The organism is Streptomyces sp. NPDC088147 (assembly GCF_044741565.1).
Classification (GTDB): domain Bacteria; phylum Actinomycetota; class Actinomycetes; order Streptomycetales; family Streptomycetaceae; genus Streptomyces.
In genome coordinates, this window is the sequence record NZ_JBIUSY010000003.1 from 888013 (window position 1) to 910163 (window position 22151).

The following is a 22151-nucleotide window of genomic DNA, read 5'->3' on the forward strand; positions in this document are numbered from 1 at the left end:
GCTTTGTCGTAGGGGGCCGATATCGTCGTAGGTGTGTCGTCCCTTGCGCTGTACCGCCGTTATCGCCCCGAGTCGTTCGCCGAGGTCATCGGGCAGGAGCATGTCACTGACCCGCTGCAGCAGGCCCTGCGGAACAACCGGGTCAATCATGCGTACCTGTTCAGCGGGCCGCGTGGCTGTGGGAAGACGACCAGTGCGCGCATCCTCGCGCGCTGTCTGAACTGTGAGCAGGGGCCCACGCCGACGCCGTGCGGTAAGTGCCAGTCCTGCAAGGACCTGGCCAGGAACGGGCCGGGGTCCATCGATGTGATCGAGATCGACGCCGCGTCGCACGGAGGCGTGGACGATGCCCGTGATCTTCGGGAGAAGGCGTTCTTCGGGCCCGCGGGCAGTCGTTACAAGATCTACATCATCGACGAGGCGCACATGGTCACCTCGGCGGGCTTCAACGCCCTGCTGAAGGTGGTCGAGGAGCCGCCGGAGCATCTCAAGTTCATCTTCGCGACCACCGAGCCCGAGAAGGTCATCGGCACGATCCGGTCGCGTACGCACCACTATCCGTTCCGGCTGGTCCCGCCGGGGACGCTGCGCGACTATCTCGGCGAGGTGTGCGGCAAGGAGCGGATCCCGGTCGCGGACGGGGTGCTGCCGCTGGTCGTGCGGGCCGGTGGCGGGTCCGTACGTGACTCGATGTCCGTGATGGATCAGTTGCTCGCGGGCGCCGCCGAGGACGGTGTGACGTACGCCATGGCGACGGCCCTGCTCGGTTATACGGACGGGTCGCTGCTCGACGCGGTGACGGACGCCTTCGCGGCGGGGGACGGGGCCGCGGCGTTCGAGGTCGTCGAGCAGGTCATCGAGGGCGGGAACGACCCGCGGCGCTTCGTCGCCGATCTCCTGGAGCGGCTGCGGGACCTCGTCATTCTGGCCGCCGTGCCGGATGCCGGGGAGAAGGGGCTGATCGACGCCCCCGCCGATGTCGTCGAGCGGATGCAGGCCCAGGCGTCGGTCTTCGGCGCGGCCGAGTTGAGCCGGGCGGCCGACCTGGTCAACACCGGGCTCACGGAGATGCGCGGGGCCACCTCGCCCCGGCTTCAGCTGGAGCTGATCTGCGCGCGGGTGCTGCTGCCCGCGGCCTTCGACGACGAACGGTCGGTTCAGGCGCGGCTCGACCGGCTGGAGCGGGGGGCGGCCGCCGCCGCTTCGACCGCGGGGGCCGTGTTCTCGGCCGGGGGTCCCGGTCCCGCGACGGGGTACGTCCCCGGGCCCGAGGCGCACGGGCCCGTACCGCCCGCGATGCCAGGACCGGCCGCGCCCGCGCCCGTACCACCGGCCGTGCCGCAGGCCCCGGCCGTGCCGCAGGCCGTACCGGAGCCCGCCGCTCCGCCGCCTGCCGCGCACGCGCCGGCGCCCGGCCCCGCCGCCGAGCCGCAGCGGCCCGGTGCCTGGCCCTCCGCCGCGACGCCCGAGACCGCGGGGCGCCGTCCCGGCGGCTGGCCCACCGCGTCGGCCCCCGGGCAGGGGCAAGCGCAGGGACAAGGACAGGGACAGGGACAGGGACAGGGGAGCGCACCGACGCCGGGTCCCGCGTCCTCGCCGGCCGCCGCCCCTCAGCCCGCCGCCGCTGCCGCCGCGCCTGCCCCCGGTATGACGCAGGGCGCCGGCCAGGTGCGGAACATGTGGCCGGACATCCTGGAGGCCGTCAAGAACCGCCGGCGCTTCACCTGGATCCTGCTCAGCCAGAACGCGCAGGTCGCGGGATTCGACGGGACGACCCTCCAGGTCGGTTTCATCAACGCGGGCGCCCGTGACAACTTCACGAGCAGCGGCAGCGAGGACGTGCTCAAGCAGGCGCTCTCCGAGCAGTTCCATGTGCAGTGGAAGATCGAGGCGATCGTCGACCCGTCGGGCGGCACCGCCGCGCCCCCGGCGAGCGGAGGCGGCGGAGGCGGTGGCGGTTACGGCGGCCCCGGCCCCGGTGGCGGCTACACCGCGGGCGGTGGCTATGGCGGGGGCGGCCCCGGCGGCGCGGCCTCTCCCGGGTCCGGCTCCGGCGGCGGATACGGAGGCGGGGGCGGTGGCGGATACGGAGGTGCCCCCTCCGCCTCGAACGCCGCCCCGGCCAGCCCGCAGGCGCAGCGCCCCGCCCAGCCCACGCACGCCTCGCAGTCGTCGTCCGCCTCCGTGTCCCAGGCCGCGACCGGTTCCGGTGCGGCGCGATCCGAGTCGCAGCGCCAGAACGGACCCGGCCGCCAGGACCGGCCCGACAACAGACCCGCCGCGCCCGCGAAGCCGCCGGTGGCACTGGAGGACGACATTCCGGAGGAGGACGATCCGGACCTCGTCGACTCCGCGCTCTCCGGTCACGAACTGATCGTGCGCGAGCTGGGAGCGACGGTTGTGGAGGAATACACAAACGAATAGCGGTCCGCGATTCGGCGGCCTGTCCAAGGCCGTCCAAGGCCCGCACACGGAGCGGCGCCCTGTCCGGGCTAGGCTGCCCCTCGTGAAGGTCCTTGTCATCGGCGGCGGCGCCCGCGAACACGCCCTGTGCCGCTCTCTCTCCCTCGACCCCGAGGTCACCGCTCTGCACTGCGCGCCCGGCAACGCCGGCATCGCCGAGGTCGCCGAGCTGCACCCGGTGGACGCGCTGGACGGTACGGCCGTGGCCCGCCTCGCCACCGAGCTGGAGGCCGGGCTCGTCGTCGTCGGGCCCGAGGCCCCGCTGGTGGCCGGGGTCGCCGACGCCGTACGGAGCGCGGGCATCCCCTGCTTCGGCCCGTCCCGGGAGGCGGCCGAGCTGGAGGGCTCCAAGGCCTTCGCCAAGGATGTGATGGCCGCGGCGAACGTTCCGACGGCCCGTAGTTACGTCTGCACCACCCCCGAACAGATCGACGAGGCGCTCGACGCCTTCGGCCCGCCGTACGTCGTCAAGGACGACGGACTCGCCGCCGGGAAGGGCGTCGTCGTGACCGCGGATCTCGCCGTGGCGCGCGAGCACGCGCTCGGCTGCGACCGCGTCGTCATCGAGGAGTTCCTCGACGGCCCCGAGGTCTCCCTCTTCGCCATCACCGACGGCGAGACGGTCCTTCCGCTCCAGCCCGCGCAGGACTTCAAGCGCGCCCTCGACAACGACGAGGGCCCCAACACGGGCGGCATGGGCGCGTACTCCCCGCTCCCGTGGGCCGACCCCAAGCTGGTGGACGAGGTCCTGGAGACCGTTCTCCAGCCGACGGTCAACGAACTGCACCGCCGCGGTACGCCCTTTTCGGGGCTGCTCTACGCGGGCCTCGCGATCACGGGACGCGGCGTGCGGGTCATCGAGTTCAACGCACGCTTCGGCGACCCGGAGACGCAGGTGGTCCTGGCCAGGCTCAAGACGCCGCTGGCGCGCGTCCTGCTGGCGGCGGCCGAGGGAGACCTCGCCACGCTGCCCCCGCTGACCTGGCGCGACGACGCGGCGGTCACGGTGGTCGTCGCCTCGCACAACTACCCGGACACCCCGCGCACCGGCGACCCGATCGAGGGCCTCGGAGAGATCGCGGCACAGGATGCCCCCGACGCGTACGTCCTGCACGCCGGCACCCGGCGTGACGGCGACACGGTCGTGAGCGCCGGCGGCCGTGTGCTGTCGGTGACGGCCACGGGCGGGGATCTGACGCAGGCGAGGGAGCGTGCGTACACGGCGCTGCGCCGCATCCGGCTGGCGGGCTCCCAGCACCGTACGGACATCGCCCGCGAGGCCGCGGAGAACGCCGGGAACGCCAAGAACGCCGGGAACGCGGAGAACGCCGAGGCCACCGAGACCGTGGAGACCACGGGAGCCTGATCCCGGGCGCGGGAGCCGCAGGCGCCGCAGGAGCCCGATCCCGTGCGCCGGAGCCCCGGGAGGCACGATCCCGAGCGCTGTCCGTCCCCGCCCCGCCGCACGCCGCCTCAGCCCTGGCCCACGCCCCGCCTCACCCCGCTCCGCTCCGACCTCGACCCCGACTCCACCCCACGCCCACGCCCCCGCCCCCGCCCCGGCTCGCCCAGGACGGGGGCGGCGCTGTCACACCGCACCCACATCGCACGCGTCGCCGCATCCCCCTCGCGTCAGCAGCTTTACCCAAAGCCATTCCATCGAGTGACCGTTGGGCCATCCGGATGACGGGTCTCCAGGGCCCAACTAGGGTGCGGCGCAGGCGTTCCGGCACTTGGCCCACCGGCATTGCGATGTCAGTGACGGGTGCCACAGTGGGGGAGTGAGCAACGCAGGCCGCGGGGCAGAGGGGGTGAGGTCCGACCATGTCCGGTACCGGTCTCGGTGAGGAAATGGGTGCTCAGGGCGCCCGTGTACGGGCTCTCGCGGTGCTGCGCGTCCGCAGCAGGGCGCTGGGCGTGGCGGTGCTGCCCGCCGCCGTCGCCGTCGTCCTGCTCGTCGGCGGGGCCACGGGCCGCCTCAGCGGCGGAGGCTGGGACATCGCGCGCTGGGCCGTGACGGGCCTCGCGCTCGTCGTGCTGCTGCTCGCGGGCGCCGTCGCCGCCGTGGTCGCCCGTGCCAGGCCCGCGCTCAGCCCGACCGTCCCGGTCAGCGAGAAGGCCGCCCCCGATCTCTACCGGCTGGTGCGCGATCTCGCGGAGCGGCTCGATGTGCCCGCGCCCTCCGCCATAGCGCTGACCCCGGACTGCGACAGCTGGCTGGAGGACCGTACGCATCCGGCGCACGCCGAGGCACTCTCGGATACGCACGCTGACGCGTATACGCACCCGCGCGCGCTGTCCGGCTTCGGCGGCGGCCGTCGGCGCGCCGCCCGGCGGATCGCCGCCGCCCCCGTCCTCGTGATCGGTTCGCCCTTCCTGTGGTGGATGCGGGTCGCCGAGCTGCGGGCCGTGCTCGCCCCTGTCGTGGCGGGTACGGGACCTTCGGCGCATCCCGACATAGCCGCGGCACGCCGGTTCGTCCGGGGGCTCGACGCGGCGGTCGCCGTCGCGTCCCGGCCTGGCCTGGGACCGATACGCCGCGTGGCGCTGGGCTTTGTCGGCCGCGTCGCCAAGCTGCTGCTGCGCGGCTGCGGCGAGCATGCCGCGTTGATGGAGCGCGGTGTCGCGGCGGCCGCCTCCGAGCGCGCACAGGCGGTGGACTACGGTCTGCGGATCGTCGCCCAGGAGCAGGTGGGCCTCGCGTACGCGGGCTGGGACCGGCTGCTGACCAGGGTCGCTCTGCCCGCGTGGCGCATGGGCCGCTGGCCGTCCCGGCTGGACGCCGGCGTGGTGTCCGCGCTCACGGAGCTGTCCCGCCGCGACCGTCTCGCCGAGGGTTTCACGTCCCGGCTCGGCGAGCGTCCCGCCTGCGATCTGCTCGAAGAACCGGGCGTGGTCGACGAGGCGGCCTCTCTGCTGGCCGCCCGCCTCTTCCACGGCGGTCCGGCCGAGGCGGGCCCGGACTGGTCCCCGGTGGACTGGCAGCAGTATCCGGAGGAGGTCGTCGACCGTAAGTGGCGTACGGAAGCGGCGCGGCTGCACCGCGTCCTCGACGCCATGGGGGTACGGCGCTCCGCCGACCCGGCGGGCTCCGCCCTGACGCCGGGCCCGACCCTGGAACGGGTCATCGAGCACCTCTCCCGGCACGACGCCAGGACAGGCGTCACCGGCAGTGCCCGTCATGTCAGCGGCGGCAGCGGTGGCAGTGGCAGTGGCAGCGGCAACCGTGGCAGCAGTGGATGCGGTGGCTCCAGCGGCACCAGTCCCGTCGGAAGCGCGAGTGAGGCCGGCAGGACCAGCGGGATCGGTGAGGCCGGCGAAACCGACAGGACCAACGAAACCGGCAAGACCAACGAGACCAGCAAGGCCAACGAGCCGAGCAGGACCAGCAAGGCCAACGAGCCGAGCAGGACCAGCGAGACGACGAGCAGGACGGGCAAGCCGAGCAGGACCAGCGAGACGAACAAGATCGATGAGGCCATTGAGGCGGGCGACGCCCTGGCCGCCGGCATCAGCGCCGAGCTGGCCCGCGAAGAGGCCGCGGCGGCTCCCGCCGTCCCGCCCGAGGTCGCGAGCGACGCTGTCGCGCTCTGGGGCACCGACCCGCTGCCCCTCTTTCCGCTCCAGCCGCCCCGCAGCGGCCGTGAGCTGCTCGCCGACCATGTCACGGCGATGGTCTGCTGCTCCGCCGTCGATACGGCGGGTGCCGTGCCCGGCCTCGACTGGCTCGACGGCCCGGCCCTCCTGATCGACGGCGAGCGCCGCGCGGATCTGGGCGGGCGCGTCCTCAGCCTGGTCGAGGGCGGCGACGCCGAGCCGCTCCGTTCCTGGCTGACGTCGCTCGGCGTACGGGCCGAGAAGCCCGTGCGCCTCGTGTGAGCCCCGCCACATAACGGCACACACCGCCCGGCGCCCGTCGGCGCCGGGCCCGGTACCGCCCTGCCGGCCGCGATCGCGGCCCACCCCTTATCACACCGTGAATCCTGATTGTCGCGTTCCTTTAAGGTTAATTCGCAACGAACGGTGACGGAGCGCGTGCGTAATGTGATGTGCTGGGGGTCGCCGCTTACACCCGACCGCTTCACCGGCCGGATAAACGGTCGTATCACCGGCGCGTCGGTGCTCGCGTCGGCGCATCTGTCAACGGTCGTGCCACCTGATGGCGCGGGGGCTCGGAGGAGGGGCGCACCATGGGGGCGGACCAGATCCGGCGGTGGGAATCGGGTGCGCTCGCCCACGCGGTCAGCGATCCCTTCGGCCAGGGCCCGCTGCCCTGGCTGCGCGGCAGCGAGAACTACTTCGACGACACCGGCCATGTCGTGCCCTGGTACGCCGATCCGCATCTGGGCAGCGACGGCCAGGGCAACCACGCCGGTTACGGGCACGGACACGGACATGGGCACGGGCACGGGCACGGACACCACGGCGGCAGCGGTGGCACCCGTACCGCCGACGACGTACGACGCCAGATCAAGGGCTTCGCGTCCACCGGCGCCGTCGCCCCCGGCGAGGCCATCGACTTCCATGTCACCGTCGACCCGCCCCAGCAGTTCTCGGTCGACATCTACCGGATCGGGCACTACGGCGGTGACGGCGCCCGCAAGATCATCACCAGCCCCAGGCTCTCCGGGATCGTCCAGCCGCCCCCGCTCGCCGCCGACCGGACCGTCTCCTGCCATCACTGGTGGCTGTCCTGGCGGCTCCAGATCCCGGACTTCTGGGCCCTCGGTGCCTATGTCGCCGTCCTCACGACGGCCGACGGCTACCGCTCCCACATCCCCTTCACCGTCCGCGACAGCCACCCCGCCGATCTGCTCCTGCTCCTCCCCGACATCACCTGGCAGGCCTACAACCTCTATCCCGAGGACGGCCACACCGGCGCCAGCCTCTACCACGCGTGGGACGAGCAGGGCCGGCTCCTCGGCGAACAGGACGCCGCCATGACGGTCTCCTTCGACCGCCCCTACGCGGGCGCGGGGCTGCCCCTCCATGTCGGCCACGCCTACGACTTCATCCGCTGGGCCGAGCGGTACGGCTACGACCTCGCCTACGCCGACACCCGCGATCTGCACGCGGGCCGCGTCGACCCCAGCCGCTACCGGGGCCTGGTCTTCCCCGGCCATGACGAGTACTGGTCCGTCCCCATGCGCCGGACCGTCGAGGCGGCGCGCGACGGCGGTACCTCACTCGTCTTCCTCTCCGCCAACACCATGTACTGGCAGGTGGAGTTGGGCCCCTCGGCCTCCGGCGTCCCCGACCGCCTGCTCACCTGCCGCAAGCGCCGTGGTCCGGGCCGCCCCGCGCTCTGGCGCGAGGTGGACCGGCCGGAGCAGGAGCTGCTCGGCATCCAGTACGCGGGCCGGGTCCCCGAGCCGCACCCCCTGGTCGTACGGAACGCCGATCACTGGCTCTGGGAAGCCACCGGCGCGACGGAGGGCGACGAGATCGAGGGCCTGGTCGCGGGCGAGGCGGACCGTTACTTCCCGCGTACGGCCCTCCCCGAGCACCAGGACCGGATCCTGCTCGCGCACTCCCCGTACCGCGATCTCGACAACAGCCGGCGCCACCAGGAGACCTCGCTCTACCGCGCCCCGTCCGGCGCGCTCGTCTTCGCGTCGGGCACCTTCGCCTGGTCCCCGGCGCTGGACCGGCCGGGCCATGTCGATCCCCGCATCCAGCGCGCGACCGCCAACCTCCTGGACCGGATCTGCAAGCGGGACTGACGCCGGTACGGAGCGCCGGTACGGAGCGCCGAGATCGAGCACCGGTAGCGAGCGCCAGGACCGGACGCCAGGACCGGGTGCCAGGACCAGACGCCAGGACCGGGCGCCGGGGCTGAGCACCGCCCGCCCTCCCGCTCCCGTCGGACCGGATCCGCGAGCCGTCCGAACGGCGCGCGGCACCCCTGCGAGCTGGGACTTCCGGCATACGGGAGAATCGAGGCGATCTCTCAGATCGGACAGAACCACGGGGAGGAACCGTGTCCGGATTCGTAGAAAAGCCCGAGCCCGCAGAGGTGCCGGGTCTGGTGCACATCCACACCGGCAAGGTGCGGGATCTGTACCGGAACGAGGCGGGCGACCTCGTGATGGTCGCCAGTGACCGAATGTCCGCGTACGACTGGGTGCTGCCCACCGAAATCCCCGACAAGGGCCGGGTCCTCACCCAGCTCTCGCTCTGGTGGTTCGAGAAGCTCGTCGACCTCGTGCCCAACCATGTGATCTCGACCGATCTCCCCGCGGGCGCCCCCGCCGACTGGGCCGGCCGCACCCTCATCTGCCGGTCGCTCCGGATGGTCCCCGTGGAGTGCGTCGCCCGTGGCTATCTGACCGGCTCGGGTCTCGCGGAGTACGACGAGTCCCGTACCGTCTGCGGGCTCGCGCTCCCCGAGGGCCTCATGGACGGCTCCGAGCTGCCCGGCCCGATCTTCACGCCCGCCACCAAGGCGGCCGTCGGCGACCACGACGAGAACGTCCCGTACGAGGAAGTGGCCCGCCAGGTCGGCGCGGAGACCGCGGCCCTGCTCCGCCGGACGACCCTCGACGTCTACGGCCGGGCCCGGGACATCGCCCGCGACCGGGGGATCATCCTCGCCGACACCAAGTTCGAGTTCGGCTTCGACGGCGAGCGGCTGGTGATCGCCGACGAGGTGCTGACCCCCGACTCCTCGCGTTTCTGGCCGGCCGCCGGCTGGGAGCCGGGCCGTCCGCAGCCGTCGTACGACAAGCAGTACGTCCGCGACTGGCTGACCTCCCCGGCCTCCGGCTGGGACCGCCGGAGCGAGCAGCCGCCGCCCCCGCTGCCGCAGGAGATCGTCGACGCGACCCGCGCGAAGTACGTGGAGGCGTACGAACTGCTCACCGGCCTCAGCTGGCGGTAAACGCCTACGAGCTGCCGCCGGAAGCGGATCGCACGGCCGGACCACTTCCCGGACCACCCCCCCCCGGACCACACGGCCGGAACACACGACGGGAACACCGAGAAGCCCCCCGGCCGATCCGGCCGGGGGGCTTCTACGCTGAGCGGACGACCAGGTTCGAACTGGCGACCTCAACCTTGGCAAGGTTGCGCTCTACCAACTGAGCTACGTCCGCATGCGCCGTGGCGCGGAGACCACTATACCCAACCTCGCTCGCGGGCGAGACGCACTGCCGTATGTCGGTTCTCCGCCCCCAGTTTGGAGGCCGCCGACGACAGATAGTTCCGTACGGTCCCCTGCGACAGCGACGCCCGCTCCGCGACCTCCGCGATCGGCGCCCCGTCCGCCGCCAGCTCCAGGACCTCGGCCTCGCGCGCGGTCAGCGGCGAGTCCCCGGCCGAGATCGCGTCCGCCGCCAACTCGGGGTCGACGAAACGGTTCCCGGCGTGGACGGTACGGATGATCTCGGCGAGCTGCCGTGCGCTCACCGTCTTCGGGACGAAGCCCCGTACGCCCGCCGCCAGCGCCCGTTTCAGATGGCCGGGCCGGCCGTGGCTCGTCACGATCATCGTGCGGCAGCCGGGCAGTTCGGTACGGAGCGATGTGGCGACTTTCACACCGTCCGCGCCCGGCATCTGGAGATCCAGCACGGCCACATCGGGCCGGTGGGCCCGTGCCATCGCCAGGGCTTCGGGCCCGGAGGCCGCCTCGGCGACGACGATCAGATCGTCTTCGAGCGCGAGCAGCGCGGCGAGCGCACCACGGATCAAATGCTCATCGTCGGCGAGCAGTACGCGAACAGGACTCATACCGCTACTTCCTCGCCGTCCGGGTCTCGCCGGCTTCATCGGTCACGCCAGTCACGCCAGTCACGCCAGTCGCGCCAGTCGCGCCAGTCACGTCGGTTACGTCAGCCACGTCGGAGTCATCGCCCGCGTCTCCCGCGTCTCCCGCCTCGCCCGCGTCGGAGAAGCGGCGGTCACGACCGGTGTCCGTCCGTGGCAGCGGCAGCGGCACCCGTGCCGTCAGCAGGAAGCAGCCGTCCCCGGTGCTTCCCGCCTCAAGGGTCCCATCCAGCGCGGCCAGCCTCTCCCGCAGTCCCGCCAGCCCGGAGCCCGTCCCCGACAGTCCGGAGTCCTTCCCGGCCGGCCCGCCGGAGCCCGTCCCGGCCCGCGTACCGGCGGCCGGCACCCCGTCGTTCTCCACGGTCAGCACCGCCTCCCGGCCGCCCGAACCGCCGCCCGACCCGCCGGCCGGCCCTCCGCCGACCCCCGAGCCGCCGGCCCCCGACCCGCCGACCCCCGACCCGCCGACCGACGGGTCAGCGACACCCGACCCCCCGGTCTGCGACAGCTGTACGGTGCACCGCCGGGCGTCCCCGTGCCGCAGCACATTCGTCGTCGCCTCCCGTACCACCCACCCGAGAGCCGACTGGACCTCGGCGGACAGTCCGCCGACATCGTCCCCCTTGATCCGGCAGTCGATGCCCGCCGCCTTCAACACCCCCCGGGCTCCTTCCAGTTCGGTGTGCAGATCCGCTTCCCGGTAGCCGCGTACGACCTCCCGTACCTCCCGCTGCGACTCCTGCGCGATCTGCTGCACCTCGGTCATCTGGGTCACCGCCCCCGGCCGGTCGCGCTCGGCCAGCTGGACCGCCAGCTCGCTCTTCAGCGCGATCACCGCGAGGTTGCGGCCCATGACATCGTGCAGATCGCGCCCGAAACGCAGCCGCTCCTCCGCGATCGCGAGCCGCGTATGCAGCTCGCGCGCCTCGCTCAGTTCCCAGACGACGTTGACCAGCCAGGCCGAGAAGACACAGGAGAAGCCGAGAGACGAACCCGTGGCGAGGACGGCGACCCCGTTCGCGGCGGCGTTGTACCACTCCAGCCCGAACAGCAGACTGAAGGCCGTCGTCCCGACCCCCGCACCGAGCACGGCGTACACCCTCTGCGCCGTCGTGCGCAGTCCGAGAGTGATCGCCGCCAGACCGAAGCCGGCGAACCCCACCAGCAGAAACGCGTAAGCCGTGTCCTGTGGAAGCGAGCCGGTACTCCCCAGCACGAGCAGGGTGATGATGCCTCCGCCCGTCAGTGCGGAAACGCCCAGAATCAGCCGTACAGGCTGCTCACGCCGGCCCAGGCGCCAGTCCATGGCCGTGGACAGCAGCACGCCCGTCACCGCGGAATGCGCCATGACGAGCAGGAACAGCCAGCCGCCCCGCTGTCCTCCGCCACCGGCGAAGAGCTGCGGAATGCCGATCGCGCCGACCTCGACGATCGTGAAGCCATGGAACGTCCAGCGGGTGTAGAGCTCGACCTTGGCCATGTTGCTCCTGGCCGGCTTGCTCCAGCCGTGCCACCAGCCCGTCAGTCTGGACATCGCGCCCTTCCTCGGTGTCCTGGTGCCTGTGTCCGCGTCTCAGCGACGAGGCTCCCAGCGGAACCATCGCTGTACAGCAAACACTGAGAGGATGGTCCAAACCAAGGCGCTCAGCGCCGCGCCGAGCAGGTCGTACGCTTCCGTCCCGCCGAGCCAGCCCGCCCGGATCAGCGTGATGGTCCCGGTCATCGGCAGCAGCTCGCAGAAGGAGGCGATCCGTTCGGGCAGCGCCTCCAGCGGTACGAACAGCCCCGAGCCGACCACCGAGATCATGAACAGCGGCATGCTGGTGATCTGGGCGCTCTCGACGGTACGGGTGAAGGCGGAGGTCACCGCCGCCATCGCGCTGAGCAGCACCAGCCCCAGCAGCAGTCCGCCCACCAGCACCACCGGCTGCTGCGGCGCGCGTACGTCGAGGAACGCGACCGCGGCGGCGATCATCACGGCGGACTGTGCGAACGCCAGTCCGGCCGACGGCAGCGCGGTGCCGATCAGGATCTCCCGGTCAAGCGCCTCCATCGTGCGGAGCCGCTTGAGCACCAGTTCCTCGCGGCGCGCGGTGTACGCGGCGGTGAGGCCGCTGTAGACGGCCATGATCAGCACCATGCCGATGCCGCCGGTCATCGACGCCTCGATGACGCTGATCCCGGTGTCGCCGAGGTCGATCCTGCCGAGCGACTCCTTGATCGCGACGATCATCCCCAGCGGTACGAGCAAGGCGGTGAACAGCGCCGTCCTGTTCCGTACGAGCAGGGAGAACTCGGCCCGGCCGAGCGCCTTGAGGCGGTCTCCGGTCGTGGTCGTCCGTACGTCGGTCTCCCCGCTCCGCGGGATCTCCGTCTTCTGCCGGCTCACCGTGCTCATCGTGCGTCCACCGTTCCGGCCGTTTCCACTGTTCCCGCTGTCCCCGCTGTCCCCGCCGTTTCCGCGGTCCGGGCCGCGATGTCGAGAAAAGCCTCTTCGAGGGAGGCGGACCGCGCGTCCAGCGCCCCCAGCTCCACGCCCGAGTCCTCGGCCCACCGGAGGAGTTCGCCCAGATCCCGCTGGAGCCGCTGCGTGCGGATCTCCACCGCCTGTCCGTTCGCCGCCGCCCGCAGGGACAGCGGGAGCCGTCCGGCGGGGACGTCCTGGGGGAGCACGAAGCGGATCCGGGCCGGGCGGGTGGCGGTCACCTCGGCCGGGGTGCCGGTGACATCGATCCGGCCCTGGTGCATGATCGCCAGTCGGTCGGCCAGGGTCTCGGCCTCCTCCAGGTAGTGCGTGGTCAGCAGCACGGTCGTGCCGCCGTCCCGCAGCTCCCTGACCAACTCCCAGGTGTCGCGCCGCCCTTCGGCGTCCAGCCCGGTCGTCGGCTCGTCGAGGAAGAGCACCTCGGGCCGGCCGAGCAGCGCGAGCGCCAGATCCAGGCGCCGCTTCTCCCCGCCGGAGAGCTGCTTGACGCGTACGCCGGAGCGCTTGGTGAGCCCCACCAGATCCAGCGCCTCCGGGGTCGGCCGCGCCCCGCTGGTGCAGCCGGCGCACATCGCCACGGTCTCGGCGACCGTCAGATCGGACGGGAAGCCGCCCTCCTGGAGCATCATCCCCATCCGGGGCCGGACGGCCGTCCGCTTGGTGTACGGATCATGTCCGAACACCCGGACCGTGCCGCCGCTGGGTCTCGCGAGACCCTCCAGCATTTCGAGGGTGGAGGTCTTGCCCGCCCCGTTCGTCCCGAGCAGGGCGAACAGCTCGCCGCGTGCCACGGAGAAGGAGACACCGTCCACCGCTGTGAAGCCACCGGCGTATGTACGCCTCAGCTCTTCCACCTCGATTACCGCGTCGTTCATCATGCCTTCGAGGTTTCCGCCGGACCGGTGTGGTCGGCAGTGCGCGGTGTCATCGCGGCGGATGACATTTGTCATCGATCGCTGGGCCTGCGCGGGGCTCGCGCCGCGCACGCGCCGGACATACGCCGGAGCACGCCCCGGGGATAGGCGCCCGGGATACGCATCCGACACACGCATCCGACACACGAGACACAAGAGATCGGCGAGTACATGAGATACACGAGATACACGAGACATACGAAGAAGGCCCCGGTCGAAGTGACCAGGGCCTTCTTTTCTGAGCGGACGACCAGGTTCGAACTGGCGACCTCAACCTTGGCAAGGTTGCGCTCTACCAACTGAGCTACGTCCGCAGTGCGTCGGAAGTCCGGCGCGAGCACCACTCTACCTGATCCAAAAGAGCCACTGGACCACCGGCCCAGTGGACCGGAGAGCGACGCGGAGCGGGTGACAGGAATTGCACACTGCGCCTCCCCCTTGGAAAGGGGGCGTTCTACTACTGAACTACACCCGCACGCTGCTTGGGGTTTGGCCTTTCGGCCTTGCCCCTCGGCGTGGTCCAAACTCTAGCCGATCAATGGGGGTGCTGTGCAACTCGGTGCGCTGCGGGGCGCACTGTCCGCGGGACCGGGCCGCGCCGGGCCCGCGGAGTCGCCGCACCGAACCCGCGGAGCCGGGTGGCGCGGCCTCAACTCGCTTCGCGGAACGCCTCGTACACCCGCTTGGGGATCCGGCCCCGGGCCGGCACCTCCATCTTGTGGGACTGCGCCCAGGCGCGGACCGCCGCAGGGTCGGGCGCGAGAGCGGTGTGCCGGTAGGTGGTGCGAGACTTGCCGTGCTTGCTGGCGTTTGTCTGCTTTCGGCCTGCGGCCATGAACGGTGCCAGGGCCTTGCGCAGTTTCTTTGCATTGGCGGGATTGAGGTCGATCTCGTACGTCTTCCCGTCGAGGCCGAACGTGACCGTTTCCGCCGCTTCTCCTCCGTCGATGTCGTCGGAGAGCGTGACCACTACGCGCTGCGCCACGGATATCGGTCCTTTCCTGCGGTACCACCCGCGCCCGTCACCTGCTGGAAACAGGGCTGACGTGCGGCGATACCGGCCTTCCGGCTGTTATGGGGCAATGCTGCTTTCTTCTGTATTCCTTTGTACAGCCGCAAGCGTCGCATTGTGAAGCCCAGCCAATTGCATCAGCGTGTCCCGGGGCAATGGTGGGGTGTGACTTTTTCCCTGGATTTTTCCCGCCGTCGCCGGGGCCGAAATCGCGGCGTGATCTGCGAAACGGCATATCTACCCGCGTAGATCTTGCGGCCGGGTACGCTGAGAGTGCTCGGGGGGTCTGGGGGATTCCCTGGAGAAGACAGCAGCGAGAACCAGCCGCACCACACCACCGGGAGTGCCAGTGGCACGCGTCGTAGTCGACGTCATGCTCAAGCCGGAGATCCTCGACCCGCAGGGCCAGGCGGTGCAGCGTGCACTGCCCCGCCTGGGTTTCGAGGGGATCGCCGACGTCCGCCAGGGAAAGCGCTTCGAGCTCGAAGTGGCGGGGCCGGTCGACGACGCCGCCCTCGCCCGTATCCACGAGATGGCCGAGACGTTCCTCGCCAACACCGTCATCGAGGACTTCATCGTGAAGGTCGAGTCCGACAAGGCCGGGAGCGCGGAGAAGGCCGGGGAGCCGAAGTGACTTCCCGTATCGGAGTCGTCACCTTCCCCGGCACGCTCGACGACCGCGACAGCCTGCGCGCCGTGCGGATCGCCGGGGCCGAGCCCGTCTCCCTCTGGCACCGTGACAAGGACCTCAAGCAGGTCGACGCCGTCGTGCTGGCCGGTGGCTTCAGCTACGGCGACTATCTGCGGGCCGGAGCCATCTCCCGGTTCTCCCCGGTGATGGAGACGGTCATCGAGCAGGCGAAGGCCGGTCTGCCGGTCCTCGGCATCTGCAACGGCTTCCAGATCCTCACCGAGTCCCATCTGCTGCCCGGCGCGATGCTCAGGAACAACCACCTGCACTTCATCTGCCGCGACCAGAAGCTGCGGGTGGAGAGCGCGGACACCGCCTGGACCGCCGACTACGAGGCCGGCCAGGAGATCTCCGTACCCCTCAAGAACATCGACGGCCGGTACGTCGCCGACGAGCGCACGCTCGACGAGCTGGAGGCCGAGGGCCGGGTCGCCTTCCGCTACCTGGACGGCAACCCCAACGGTTCGCTGCGCGACATCGCCGGAGTCACCAACGCGGCGGGCAATGTCGTCGGCCTGATGCCGCATCCCGAGCACGCCGTGGAGCCGCTGATCGGTACGGGCCGTACCGACGGCCTGGGATTCTTCACCTCGATCCTGAAGAAGCTGGTAAGCGCCTGATGACCATCAAGACCCTCGACACGGTCAAGCACGCGAGCGGCACGCCCGAGGCCGAGCAGCCCTGGAAGGACCTCGGTCTCAAAGCGGACGAGTACGCCCGGATCCGCGAGATCCTGGAGCGCCGTCCCACCGGCGCCGAGCTGGCCATGTACTCCGTCATGTGGTCGGAGCACTGCTCGTACAAGAGCAGCAAGGTGCACCTCAGGCAGTTCGGCGAGAAGGCCCCGGCCAACGACGCCATGCTCGTCGGCATCGGCGAGAACGCGGGCGTCGTGGACGTCGGCCAGGGGTACGCGGTCACGTTCAAGGTCGAGTCCCACAACCACCCGTCGTACATCGAGCCCTACCAGGGCGCGGCCACCGGCGTCGGCGGCATCGTGCGCGACATCCTCGCCATGGGCGCCCGCCCGGTCGCCGTCGTGGACCCGCTCCGCTTCGGCGCCGCCGACCACCCCGACACCAAGCGCGTCCTGCCGGGCGTCGTCGCGGGCATCGGCGGCTACGGCAACTGCCTGGGCCTGCCGAACATCGGCGGCGAGGTCGTCTTCGACGCCTGCTACCAGGGCAACCCGCTGGTCAACGCCGGCTGCATCGGCGTGATGAAGCACGAGGACATCCACCTCGCGAAGGCGTCGGGCCCCGGCAACAAGGTGATCCTGTACGGCGCCCGCACCGGCGGCGACGGCATCGGCGGCGTGTCCGTCCTCGCCTCCGAGACCTTCGAGTCGACCGGGCCCGCCAAGCGCCCCGCCGTCCAGGTCGGCGACCCGTTCCAGGAGAAGCTCCTCATCGAGTGCACCCTGGAGATCTTCCGGGAGAAGCTCGTCGCCGGTATCCAGGACCTCGGCGGCGCCGGGCTCTCCTGCGCCACCAGCGAGCTGGCGTCCGCCGGTTCCGGCGGGATGCGGGTCGAGCTGGACACCGTGCCGCTGCGTGACGCGACCCTCTCGCCCGAGGAGATCCTCATGAGCGAGTCGCAGGAGCGCATGTGCGCGGTGGTCGAGCCCGACAAGGTCGCCCGCTTCATGGAGATCTGCGAGAAGTGGGACGTCATCGCCACCGTCATCGGTGAGGTGACCGAGGGCGAGCGCCTGGAGATCTTCTGGCACGGCGAGCAGATCGTCGACGTACCGCCGCGCTCGGTGGCCCATGACGGCCCGGTCTACCACCGGCCGTACGCGCGCCCCGACTGGCAGGACGCCCTCCAGGCGGACGACGCCAACAAGCTGGCACGCCCGGCGACCTCCGCCGAGCTGAGGGAGCAGGTCCTGCGGCTGATCGCGTCGCCGAACCAGGCGTCCAAGGCGTGGATCACCGACCAGTACGACCGGTTCGTGCAGGGCAACACCGTCCTCGCGCAGCCCGAGGACGCCGGAATGGTCCGGATCGACGAGGAGTCGAACCTCGGCGTGGCGATGGCGACCGACGGCAATGGCCGGTACGCGAAGCTCGACCCGTACACGGGCGCGCAGCTCGCGCTGGCGGAGGCGTACCGCAATGTCGCCGCCTCCGGTGCCAGGCCGCTGGCCATCTCCGACTGCCTGAACTTCGGCTCGCCCGAGGACCCGGCGGTCATGTGGCAGTTCGCCGAGGCCACGCGCGGGCTGGCGGACGGCTGCCTCCAGCTGGGCACCCCCGTCACCGGCGGCAATGTCTCGCTCTACAACCAGACCGGTGAGACGGCCATCCACCCGACGCCGGTCGTCGCGGTGCTCGGTGTGATCGACGACGTCAACCGCCGTACGCCGATCGCGTTCAAGGAAGAGGGCCAGCTCCTCTATCTGCTGGGCGAGACGCGCGAGGAGTTCGGCGGCTCGGCCTGGTCGCAGGTCGTCCACGACCACCTCGGCGGGCTGCCGCCGGCCGTGGACCTGGACCGGGAGAAGCTGCTCGGCGAGATCCTGATCTCGGCGTCCCGCGACGGAATGATCGACGCGGCGCACGATCTGAGCGACGGCGGTCTGATCCAGGCGGTCACCGAGTCCTGCCTGCGCGGCGGGAACGGCGCCCGGCTGGTCGTGCCGGACGGTCTGGACGCGTTCACGTTCCTGTTCAGCGAGTCCGCCGGGCGCGCGATCGTCTCCGTACCGCGCAGCGAGGAACTCCGCTTCACCGACATGTGCGGTGCGCGCGGGCTGCCCGTGACCCGGATCGGGGTCGTGGACGGCGAGGCGGTCGAGATCCAGGGCGAGTTCAGCGTGGCGCTGGCCGAGCTGAAGGACGCCCACGAGGGCACGATCCCCGCGCTGCTGGCCTGAGGCCCGTATCCGGCCGAAGGTCCGTACGCGGCTGAACGCCGTCATATGACGATGAGCCCCCGCCCGGTCTCCACCGGGCGGGGGCTCCGTCGTGCGGCGGGCATCAGGCCATTGCCGGGAAAGGTGACGTCCAACCGCGCGTCCCTCATCTCCGTGCGGAATTCCCCAGCCTGGCCGCGTACGTGGATTCAGGCGCTCTCCGCACCGGTGAAAGGAGCGGGTTTTCTGCTGGGAGAAGGCGTTCCGGGAAAGCTCCCTCCTCCGTACGGAAGTGCTCCCCGTGCCCTCTGAGCAGGGATGACTCCCGATCTCGGCCTCGATACCCTGCCTTTGGCGGAGTGCGGCGGTAAAGCGGGCTTCTCTTCGCGCGTTTCCCGTGCGGGAAATTCCCGGGATTCGGAAATTCCCGGGATTCCATGGGCCGTCGGGTTTTCCGCCGTCCCGGAGGCCCGGCCGAATGGTGCGCGGCCGGAACCGGTGCGTTCACTTCCCGCCAGTCATGGCCGGAGGCGCGTACGGACCCCGGCGGCCGGCCGGGGGCCGCGCATATGCTCGCGCCATGCCACCGGCCAAGAAGCGTCTGCGCAGCTACGACTCCGCCAAGATCCGGACCGCCGTCCTGACCCAGTTCGGGACCGTGCGCGAGGCCGTCGCCCGGCTCACCCCCGAGCAGCTCGCGCTGCCCACCGCGCTCGGCGACTGGACCGTCCGCGAGCTGGCCGCGCATCTCAGCATGGCCGTGGAGTCCGTCAACCGCTATCTCGAACAGCCCGAGTACCCCGGCCCGCCGCCCGGCCCCGTGGTCGTCCTGCCCGAGTGGCCGTTCTCGACCGCGGCCCACGCCCCGGCGATCTCCGAGGACATCCGCGCGCTGGCCGCGTCCGCCACCCCCGACGAACTGTTCGAGCGGGCCGGGACCCGGATCGCCGCGCTGCTGCCGGGCGCCCCCGACGACCGGCTGCTGGCGACCAGGATCGGTGCGATACGCCTCGGCGACTATCTGGTCACCCGGACCGTCGAGCTGATCGTCCACACCGACGACCTGAACCGGGCGGCCGGGCTGAGCGTCCCGTACGAGCGGCAGGCGCTCGCCGCCTGTACGCGGCTGCTCGCCGACGCCCTCGCCGTGAAGGCGCCCGGGGCCTCGACCGAGGTGCGGATCCCGCCGTACGCGGTGGTGCAGTGCGTGGAGGGTCCCCGGCACACCCGCGGTACGCCGCCCAACGTCGTGGAGACCGATCCGCTGACGTGGGTCAGGCTCGCCACCGGACGGACGACCTGGCGCGAGGCGCTGGACGCGGCGCGGGTCGCCGCCAGTGGCGAACGCGCGGATCTGGCCGGGCTGCTGCCGCTCATGGGGTGACGGGACCCCGCCGCACGAGCGACATCGGAAGAACCGCGGAACCGGAGTCCGGCCCGCTCCGTCCCACCGGTATGCCGAAGCAGCGGATCACCACAGTCACTACTGTCACAGCCGTCACTACCGTCGCTCTGCTCACACTGGCCGCCTGCGGTACGGAGTCCGGCAAGGGCTCGGGATCGGGCGCCGGCGCGGGCTCCGGCGGCGAGGTACGGACCGAGACCGCCCTCACCGATGTGCGCTGGAACGTCGCCAGCGTGACGGTCGGCGGCAAGAAGACCGCCGCCCCCGCCGGTGCCAGCGTGCAGATCGACTCCCAGGGCCGGGCCAGCGCGAAGACGGGCTGCAACTCCATCGGCGCGGAGGTCACCGTCGAGGGCGACACCGTCACCGTGGGCAAGAAGCAGACCACGCTGATCGGGTGTCCGAAGGAGCTGGAGACCTTCGAGAAGGCCCTCGACGGCGCCTTCTCCGGCAAGCTCAAGGCCACCGTCCAGGACAAACGGCTCACGCTCACCACCGCCGACGGCGACGCGATCGCCCTGACCTCCGAGCCCCCCGCCCCCCTCGTGGGCACCGAGTGGACCGTCGACGCGCTGGCCCAGGGCGCCACCGCGACCTCCCTGCCCAAGGGGACGGACGGCAAGGCGCACTTCACGTTCCGTGAGGACGGCAAGGGCCTGTCCATGGAGGGCAGCCTCGGCTGCAACACCTTCAGTGCGCCCGCGAAGCTCTCCGCGTCCGCGTCCGACTCCGCGGCCACCCTCACGGTCGGCCGGGTCAGCTCCACCCGCAAGCTCTGCCCGGGGCCCGAAATGACCCTGGAACGCCAGGTACAGAAGGTGCTGGAGGGCAAGGTCTCCTATGAGCTGCGTCACCGCGGGCTGAGCCTCACGTCCGCCGACGGCCAGGGACTGAGCGCCACCGCGCCCGCTCCGGGGAAGTAGTCGGAGGACCGGCGGGGGGCCGGTCCGCATCCCCAATTCGGACCAGTGGTCGATCTCGCCTACACTCGGTGGCGTGCCTCGTGGTGATGGACGACTCAACCACGACCTGCTCCCCGGAGAGAAAGGCCCCCAGGACGCTTGTGGCGTCTTCGGAGTCTGGGCCCCGGGCGAAGAGGTCGCCAAGCTCACCTATTTCGGACTGTATGCCCTGCAGCACCGTGGACAGGAGTCCGCGGGCATCGCAGTGAGCAATGGGTCCCAGATCCTGGTTTTCAAGGACATGGGCCTCGTCTCACAGGTCTTCGACGAAACCTCCCTCAGCTCACTCCTCGGCCATATCGCCGTGGGCCATGCCCGCTACTCCACCACCGGCGCCTCGGTGTGGGAGAACGCGCAGCCGACCTTCCGGGCCACGGGCCATGGCTCCATCGCGCTCGGCCACAACGGCAATCTGGTCAATACCGCCCAGCTCGCCGAGATGGTCGCCGATCTGCCCAAGGAGAACGGCCGGACGACGCGCGTCGCCGCCACCAACGACACCGACCTGGTCACGGCGCTGCTCGCCAGCCAGGTCGACGAGGACGGCAAGCCCCTCACGGTCGAGGAAGCCGCCGCCAAGGTGCTGCCCGAGGTGAAGGGCGCCTTCTCGTTCGTCTTCATGGACGAGCACACGCTCTACGCCGCCCGTGACCCCCAGGGCATCCGCCCGCTGGTCCTCGGCCGGCTCGAACGTGGCTGGGTCGTCGCCTCCGAGGGCGCCGCTCTCGACATCTGCGGTGCCTCGTACGTCCGGGAGATCGAGCCCGGCGAGCTGATCGCCATCGACGAGAACGGTCTCCGTTCGCAGCGATTCGCGGAAGCGAAGCCCAAGGGCTGTGTCTTCGAGTATGTCTATCTGGCCCGTCCCGATACGGACATCGCCGGGCGGAACGTCTATCTGTCCCGGGTCGAAATGGGGCGGAAACTCGCCAAGGAAGCTCCGGTCGAGGCGGATCTGGTCATAGCGACCCCGGAGTCCGGCACGCCGGCCGCGATCGGCTACGCGGAGGCCAGCGGCATCCCGTACGGATCGGGCCTGGTCAAGAACGCCTATGTCGGCCGGACCTTCATCCAGCCGTCCCAGACCATCCGCCAGCTGGGCATCCGTCTCAAGCTGAACCCGCTGAAGGAAGTCATCCGGGGCAAGCGCCTGGTGGTCGTCGACGACTCGATCGTCCGCGGCAACACCCAGCGCGCCCTGGTCAAGATGCTCCGTGAGGCGGGCGCCGCCGAGGTCCACATCCGGATCTCGTCGCCGCCGGTGAAGTGGCCGTGCTTCTTCGGGATAGATTTCGCCACCCGCGCCGAGCTGATCGCCAACGGCATGACGGTGGAGGAGATCGGCGTCTCCATGGGAGCCGACTCCCTCGCGTACATCTCGCTCGACGGCATGATCGAGGCGACGACCATCGCCAAGCCGAATCTCTGCCGTGCCTGCTTCGACGGCGAGTACCCGATGGATCTTCCCGACCCCGAGCTGCTCGGCAAGCAGCTGCTGGAGACCGAGCTGGCGGCGGGACCTGCCAATACCGCCGCCACGGACGCGCTCCGCCGCCCGTAGCCGCCCGCGTCCTCCCCGCCCGTGACCGTCCGTTCCT

Annotated in this window: 15 protein-coding genes, 3 tRNA genes and 1 pseudogene; 11 read left to right on the plus strand and 8 right to left on the minus strand. The window is 71.0% G+C overall.

Features of this window, described 5'->3' with window-relative positions:
* Positions 1-33 precede the first annotated feature (33 nt).
* The 5 genes and pseudogenes from ACIOGX_RS14855 (at position 34) to ACIOGX_RS14875 (ending at position 9343) form a co-directional block, all read left to right on the plus strand.
* A complete protein-coding gene (locus tag ACIOGX_RS14855) occupies positions 34-2424 on the plus strand; it encodes a DNA polymerase III subunit gamma and tau (protein ID WP_401913231.1) in 2391 nt (796 codons plus the stop codon).
* 82 nt (positions 2425-2506) lie between these two features.
* Positions 2507-3751: pseudogene (gene purD / locus ACIOGX_RS14860) on the plus strand (phosphoribosylamine--glycine ligase); the annotation flags it as partial.
* Between the two features lie 536 nt (positions 3752-4287).
* Entirely contained in the window at positions 4288-6342 is a 2055-nt protein-coding gene (locus ACIOGX_RS14865; protein ID WP_401913234.1) for a hypothetical protein, read from the plus strand.
* A 311-nt stretch (positions 6343-6653) separates the two neighbouring features.
* Positions 6654-8186, plus strand: a complete 1533-nt coding sequence (locus tag ACIOGX_RS14870) for a N,N-dimethylformamidase beta subunit family domain-containing protein (RefSeq protein WP_387013962.1) — start codon at positions 6654-6656, stop codon at positions 8184-8186.
* A gap of 257 nt (positions 8187-8443) precedes the next feature.
* Positions 8444-9343, plus strand: a complete 900-nt coding sequence (locus ACIOGX_RS14875) for a phosphoribosylaminoimidazolesuccinocarboxamide synthase (RefSeq protein ID WP_356509308.1) — start codon at positions 8444-8446, stop codon at positions 9341-9343.
* Positions 9344-9484: 141 nt separating this feature from the next.
* On the opposite strand, the gene ACIOGX_RS14880 is transcribed toward ACIOGX_RS14875, so the two are convergent.
* From ACIOGX_RS14880 to ACIOGX_RS14915, 8 genes are all read right to left on the minus strand, one after another.
* Positions 9485-9557 (minus strand) — tRNA-Gly (locus ACIOGX_RS14880).
* 22 nt (positions 9558-9579) lie between these two features.
* Positions 9580-10191, minus strand: a complete 612-nt coding sequence (locus tag ACIOGX_RS14885) for a response regulator transcription factor (protein ID WP_129769931.1) — start codon at positions 10189-10191, stop codon at positions 9580-9582.
* A gap of 4 nt (positions 10192-10195) precedes the next feature.
* Entirely contained in the window at positions 10196-11761 is a 1566-nt protein-coding gene (locus tag ACIOGX_RS14890; protein ID WP_401913238.1) for a sensor histidine kinase, read from the minus strand.
* A 39-nt stretch (positions 11762-11800) separates the two neighbouring features.
* The gene (locus ACIOGX_RS14895; protein ID WP_401913241.1) at positions 11801-12625 is read right to left on the minus strand and encodes an ABC transporter permease; all 825 of its coding nucleotides are present in this window, start codon (positions 12623-12625) and stop codon (positions 11801-11803) included.
* A complete protein-coding gene (locus ACIOGX_RS14900) occupies positions 12622-13590 on the minus strand; it encodes an ABC transporter ATP-binding protein (protein WP_401765987.1) in 969 nt (322 codons plus the stop codon). Before ACIOGX_RS14900 ends, ACIOGX_RS14895 begins: the two co-directional genes overlap by 4 nt.
* A gap of 277 nt (positions 13591-13867) precedes the next feature.
* Positions 13868-13940: transfer RNA gene (locus ACIOGX_RS14905), tRNA-Gly, on the minus strand.
* An 89-nt stretch (positions 13941-14029) separates the two neighbouring features.
* A tRNA-Gly gene (locus ACIOGX_RS14910) sits at positions 14030-14101 on the minus strand.
* Between the two features lie 174 nt (positions 14102-14275).
* Entirely contained in the window at positions 14276-14611 is a 336-nt protein-coding gene (locus tag ACIOGX_RS14915) for an Lsr2 family protein (protein ID WP_129769933.1), read from the minus strand.
* Between the two features lie 376 nt (positions 14612-14987).
* Here ACIOGX_RS14915 and purS point away from each other — a divergent pair, with 376 nt between their 5' ends.
* From purS to purF, 6 genes are all read left to right on the plus strand, one after another.
* The gene (gene purS / locus ACIOGX_RS14920) at positions 14988-15272 is read left to right on the plus strand and encodes a phosphoribosylformylglycinamidine synthase subunit PurS (protein ID WP_356509316.1); all 285 of its coding nucleotides are present in this window, start codon (positions 14988-14990) and stop codon (positions 15270-15272) included.
* Positions 15269-15949, plus strand: coding sequence for a phosphoribosylformylglycinamidine synthase subunit PurQ (gene purQ, locus ACIOGX_RS14925; protein WP_356509318.1), 681 nt, complete (start codon positions 15269-15271; stop codon positions 15947-15949). The genes purS and purQ overlap by 4 nt, the downstream gene beginning before the upstream one ends.
* Positions 15949-18207 (plus strand): phosphoribosylformylglycinamidine synthase subunit PurL, encoded by a 2259-nt coding sequence (purL, locus tag ACIOGX_RS14930; protein WP_401913246.1) that lies wholly within the window; start codon positions 15949-15951, stop codon positions 18205-18207. Before purQ ends, purL begins: the two co-directional genes overlap by 1 nt.
* Before the next feature lie 559 nt (positions 18208-18766).
* On the plus strand, positions 18767-19570 hold the full coding sequence (locus ACIOGX_RS14935; protein WP_356509322.1) for a sterol carrier family protein: 804 nt from the start codon (positions 18767-18769) through the stop codon (positions 19568-19570).
* Entirely contained in the window at positions 19567-20514 is a 948-nt protein-coding gene (locus ACIOGX_RS14940) for an META domain-containing protein (protein WP_401913250.1), read from the plus strand. The genes ACIOGX_RS14935 and ACIOGX_RS14940 overlap by 4 nt, the downstream gene beginning before the upstream one ends.
* A 73-nt stretch (positions 20515-20587) precedes the next feature.
* Entirely contained in the window at positions 20588-22114 is a 1527-nt protein-coding gene (purF, locus tag ACIOGX_RS14945) for an amidophosphoribosyltransferase (RefSeq protein ID WP_382527107.1), read from the plus strand.
* The last annotated feature ends 37 nt before the right edge of the window (positions 22115-22151 follow it).

What these genes read in the sequence shown, in the direction of transcription:
- ACIOGX_RS14890 (WP_401913238.1), bottom strand. Translation starts at nt 11,761, where the DNA reads ATGTCCAGACTGACGGGCTGGTGGCACGGCTGGAGCAAGCCGGCCAGG.
- ACIOGX_RS14895 (WP_401913241.1), bottom strand. Translation starts at nt 12,625, where the DNA reads ATGAGCACGGTGAGCCGGCAGAAGACGGAGATCCCGCGGAGCGGGGAG.
- purL (WP_401913246.1), top strand. Translation starts at nt 15,949, where the DNA reads ATGACCATCAAGACCCTCGACACGGTCAAGCACGCGAGCGGCACGCCC.
- ACIOGX_RS14885 (WP_129769931.1), bottom strand. Translation starts at nt 10,191, where the DNA reads ATGAGTCCTGTTCGCGTACTGCTCGCCGACGATGAGCATTTGATCCGT.
- ACIOGX_RS14935 (WP_356509322.1), top strand. Translation starts at nt 18,767, where the DNA reads ATGCCACCGGCCAAGAAGCGTCTGCGCAGCTACGACTCCGCCAAGATC.
- ACIOGX_RS14865 (WP_401913234.1), top strand. Translation starts at nt 4,288, where the DNA reads ATGTCCGGTACCGGTCTCGGTGAGGAAATGGGTGCTCAGGGCGCCCGT.
- ACIOGX_RS14900 (WP_401765987.1), bottom strand. Translation starts at nt 13,590, where the DNA reads ATGATGAACGACGCGGTAATCGAGGTGGAAGAGCTGAGGCGTACATAC.
- ACIOGX_RS14870 (WP_387013962.1), top strand. Translation starts at nt 6,654, where the DNA reads ATGGGGGCGGACCAGATCCGGCGGTGGGAATCGGGTGCGCTCGCCCAC.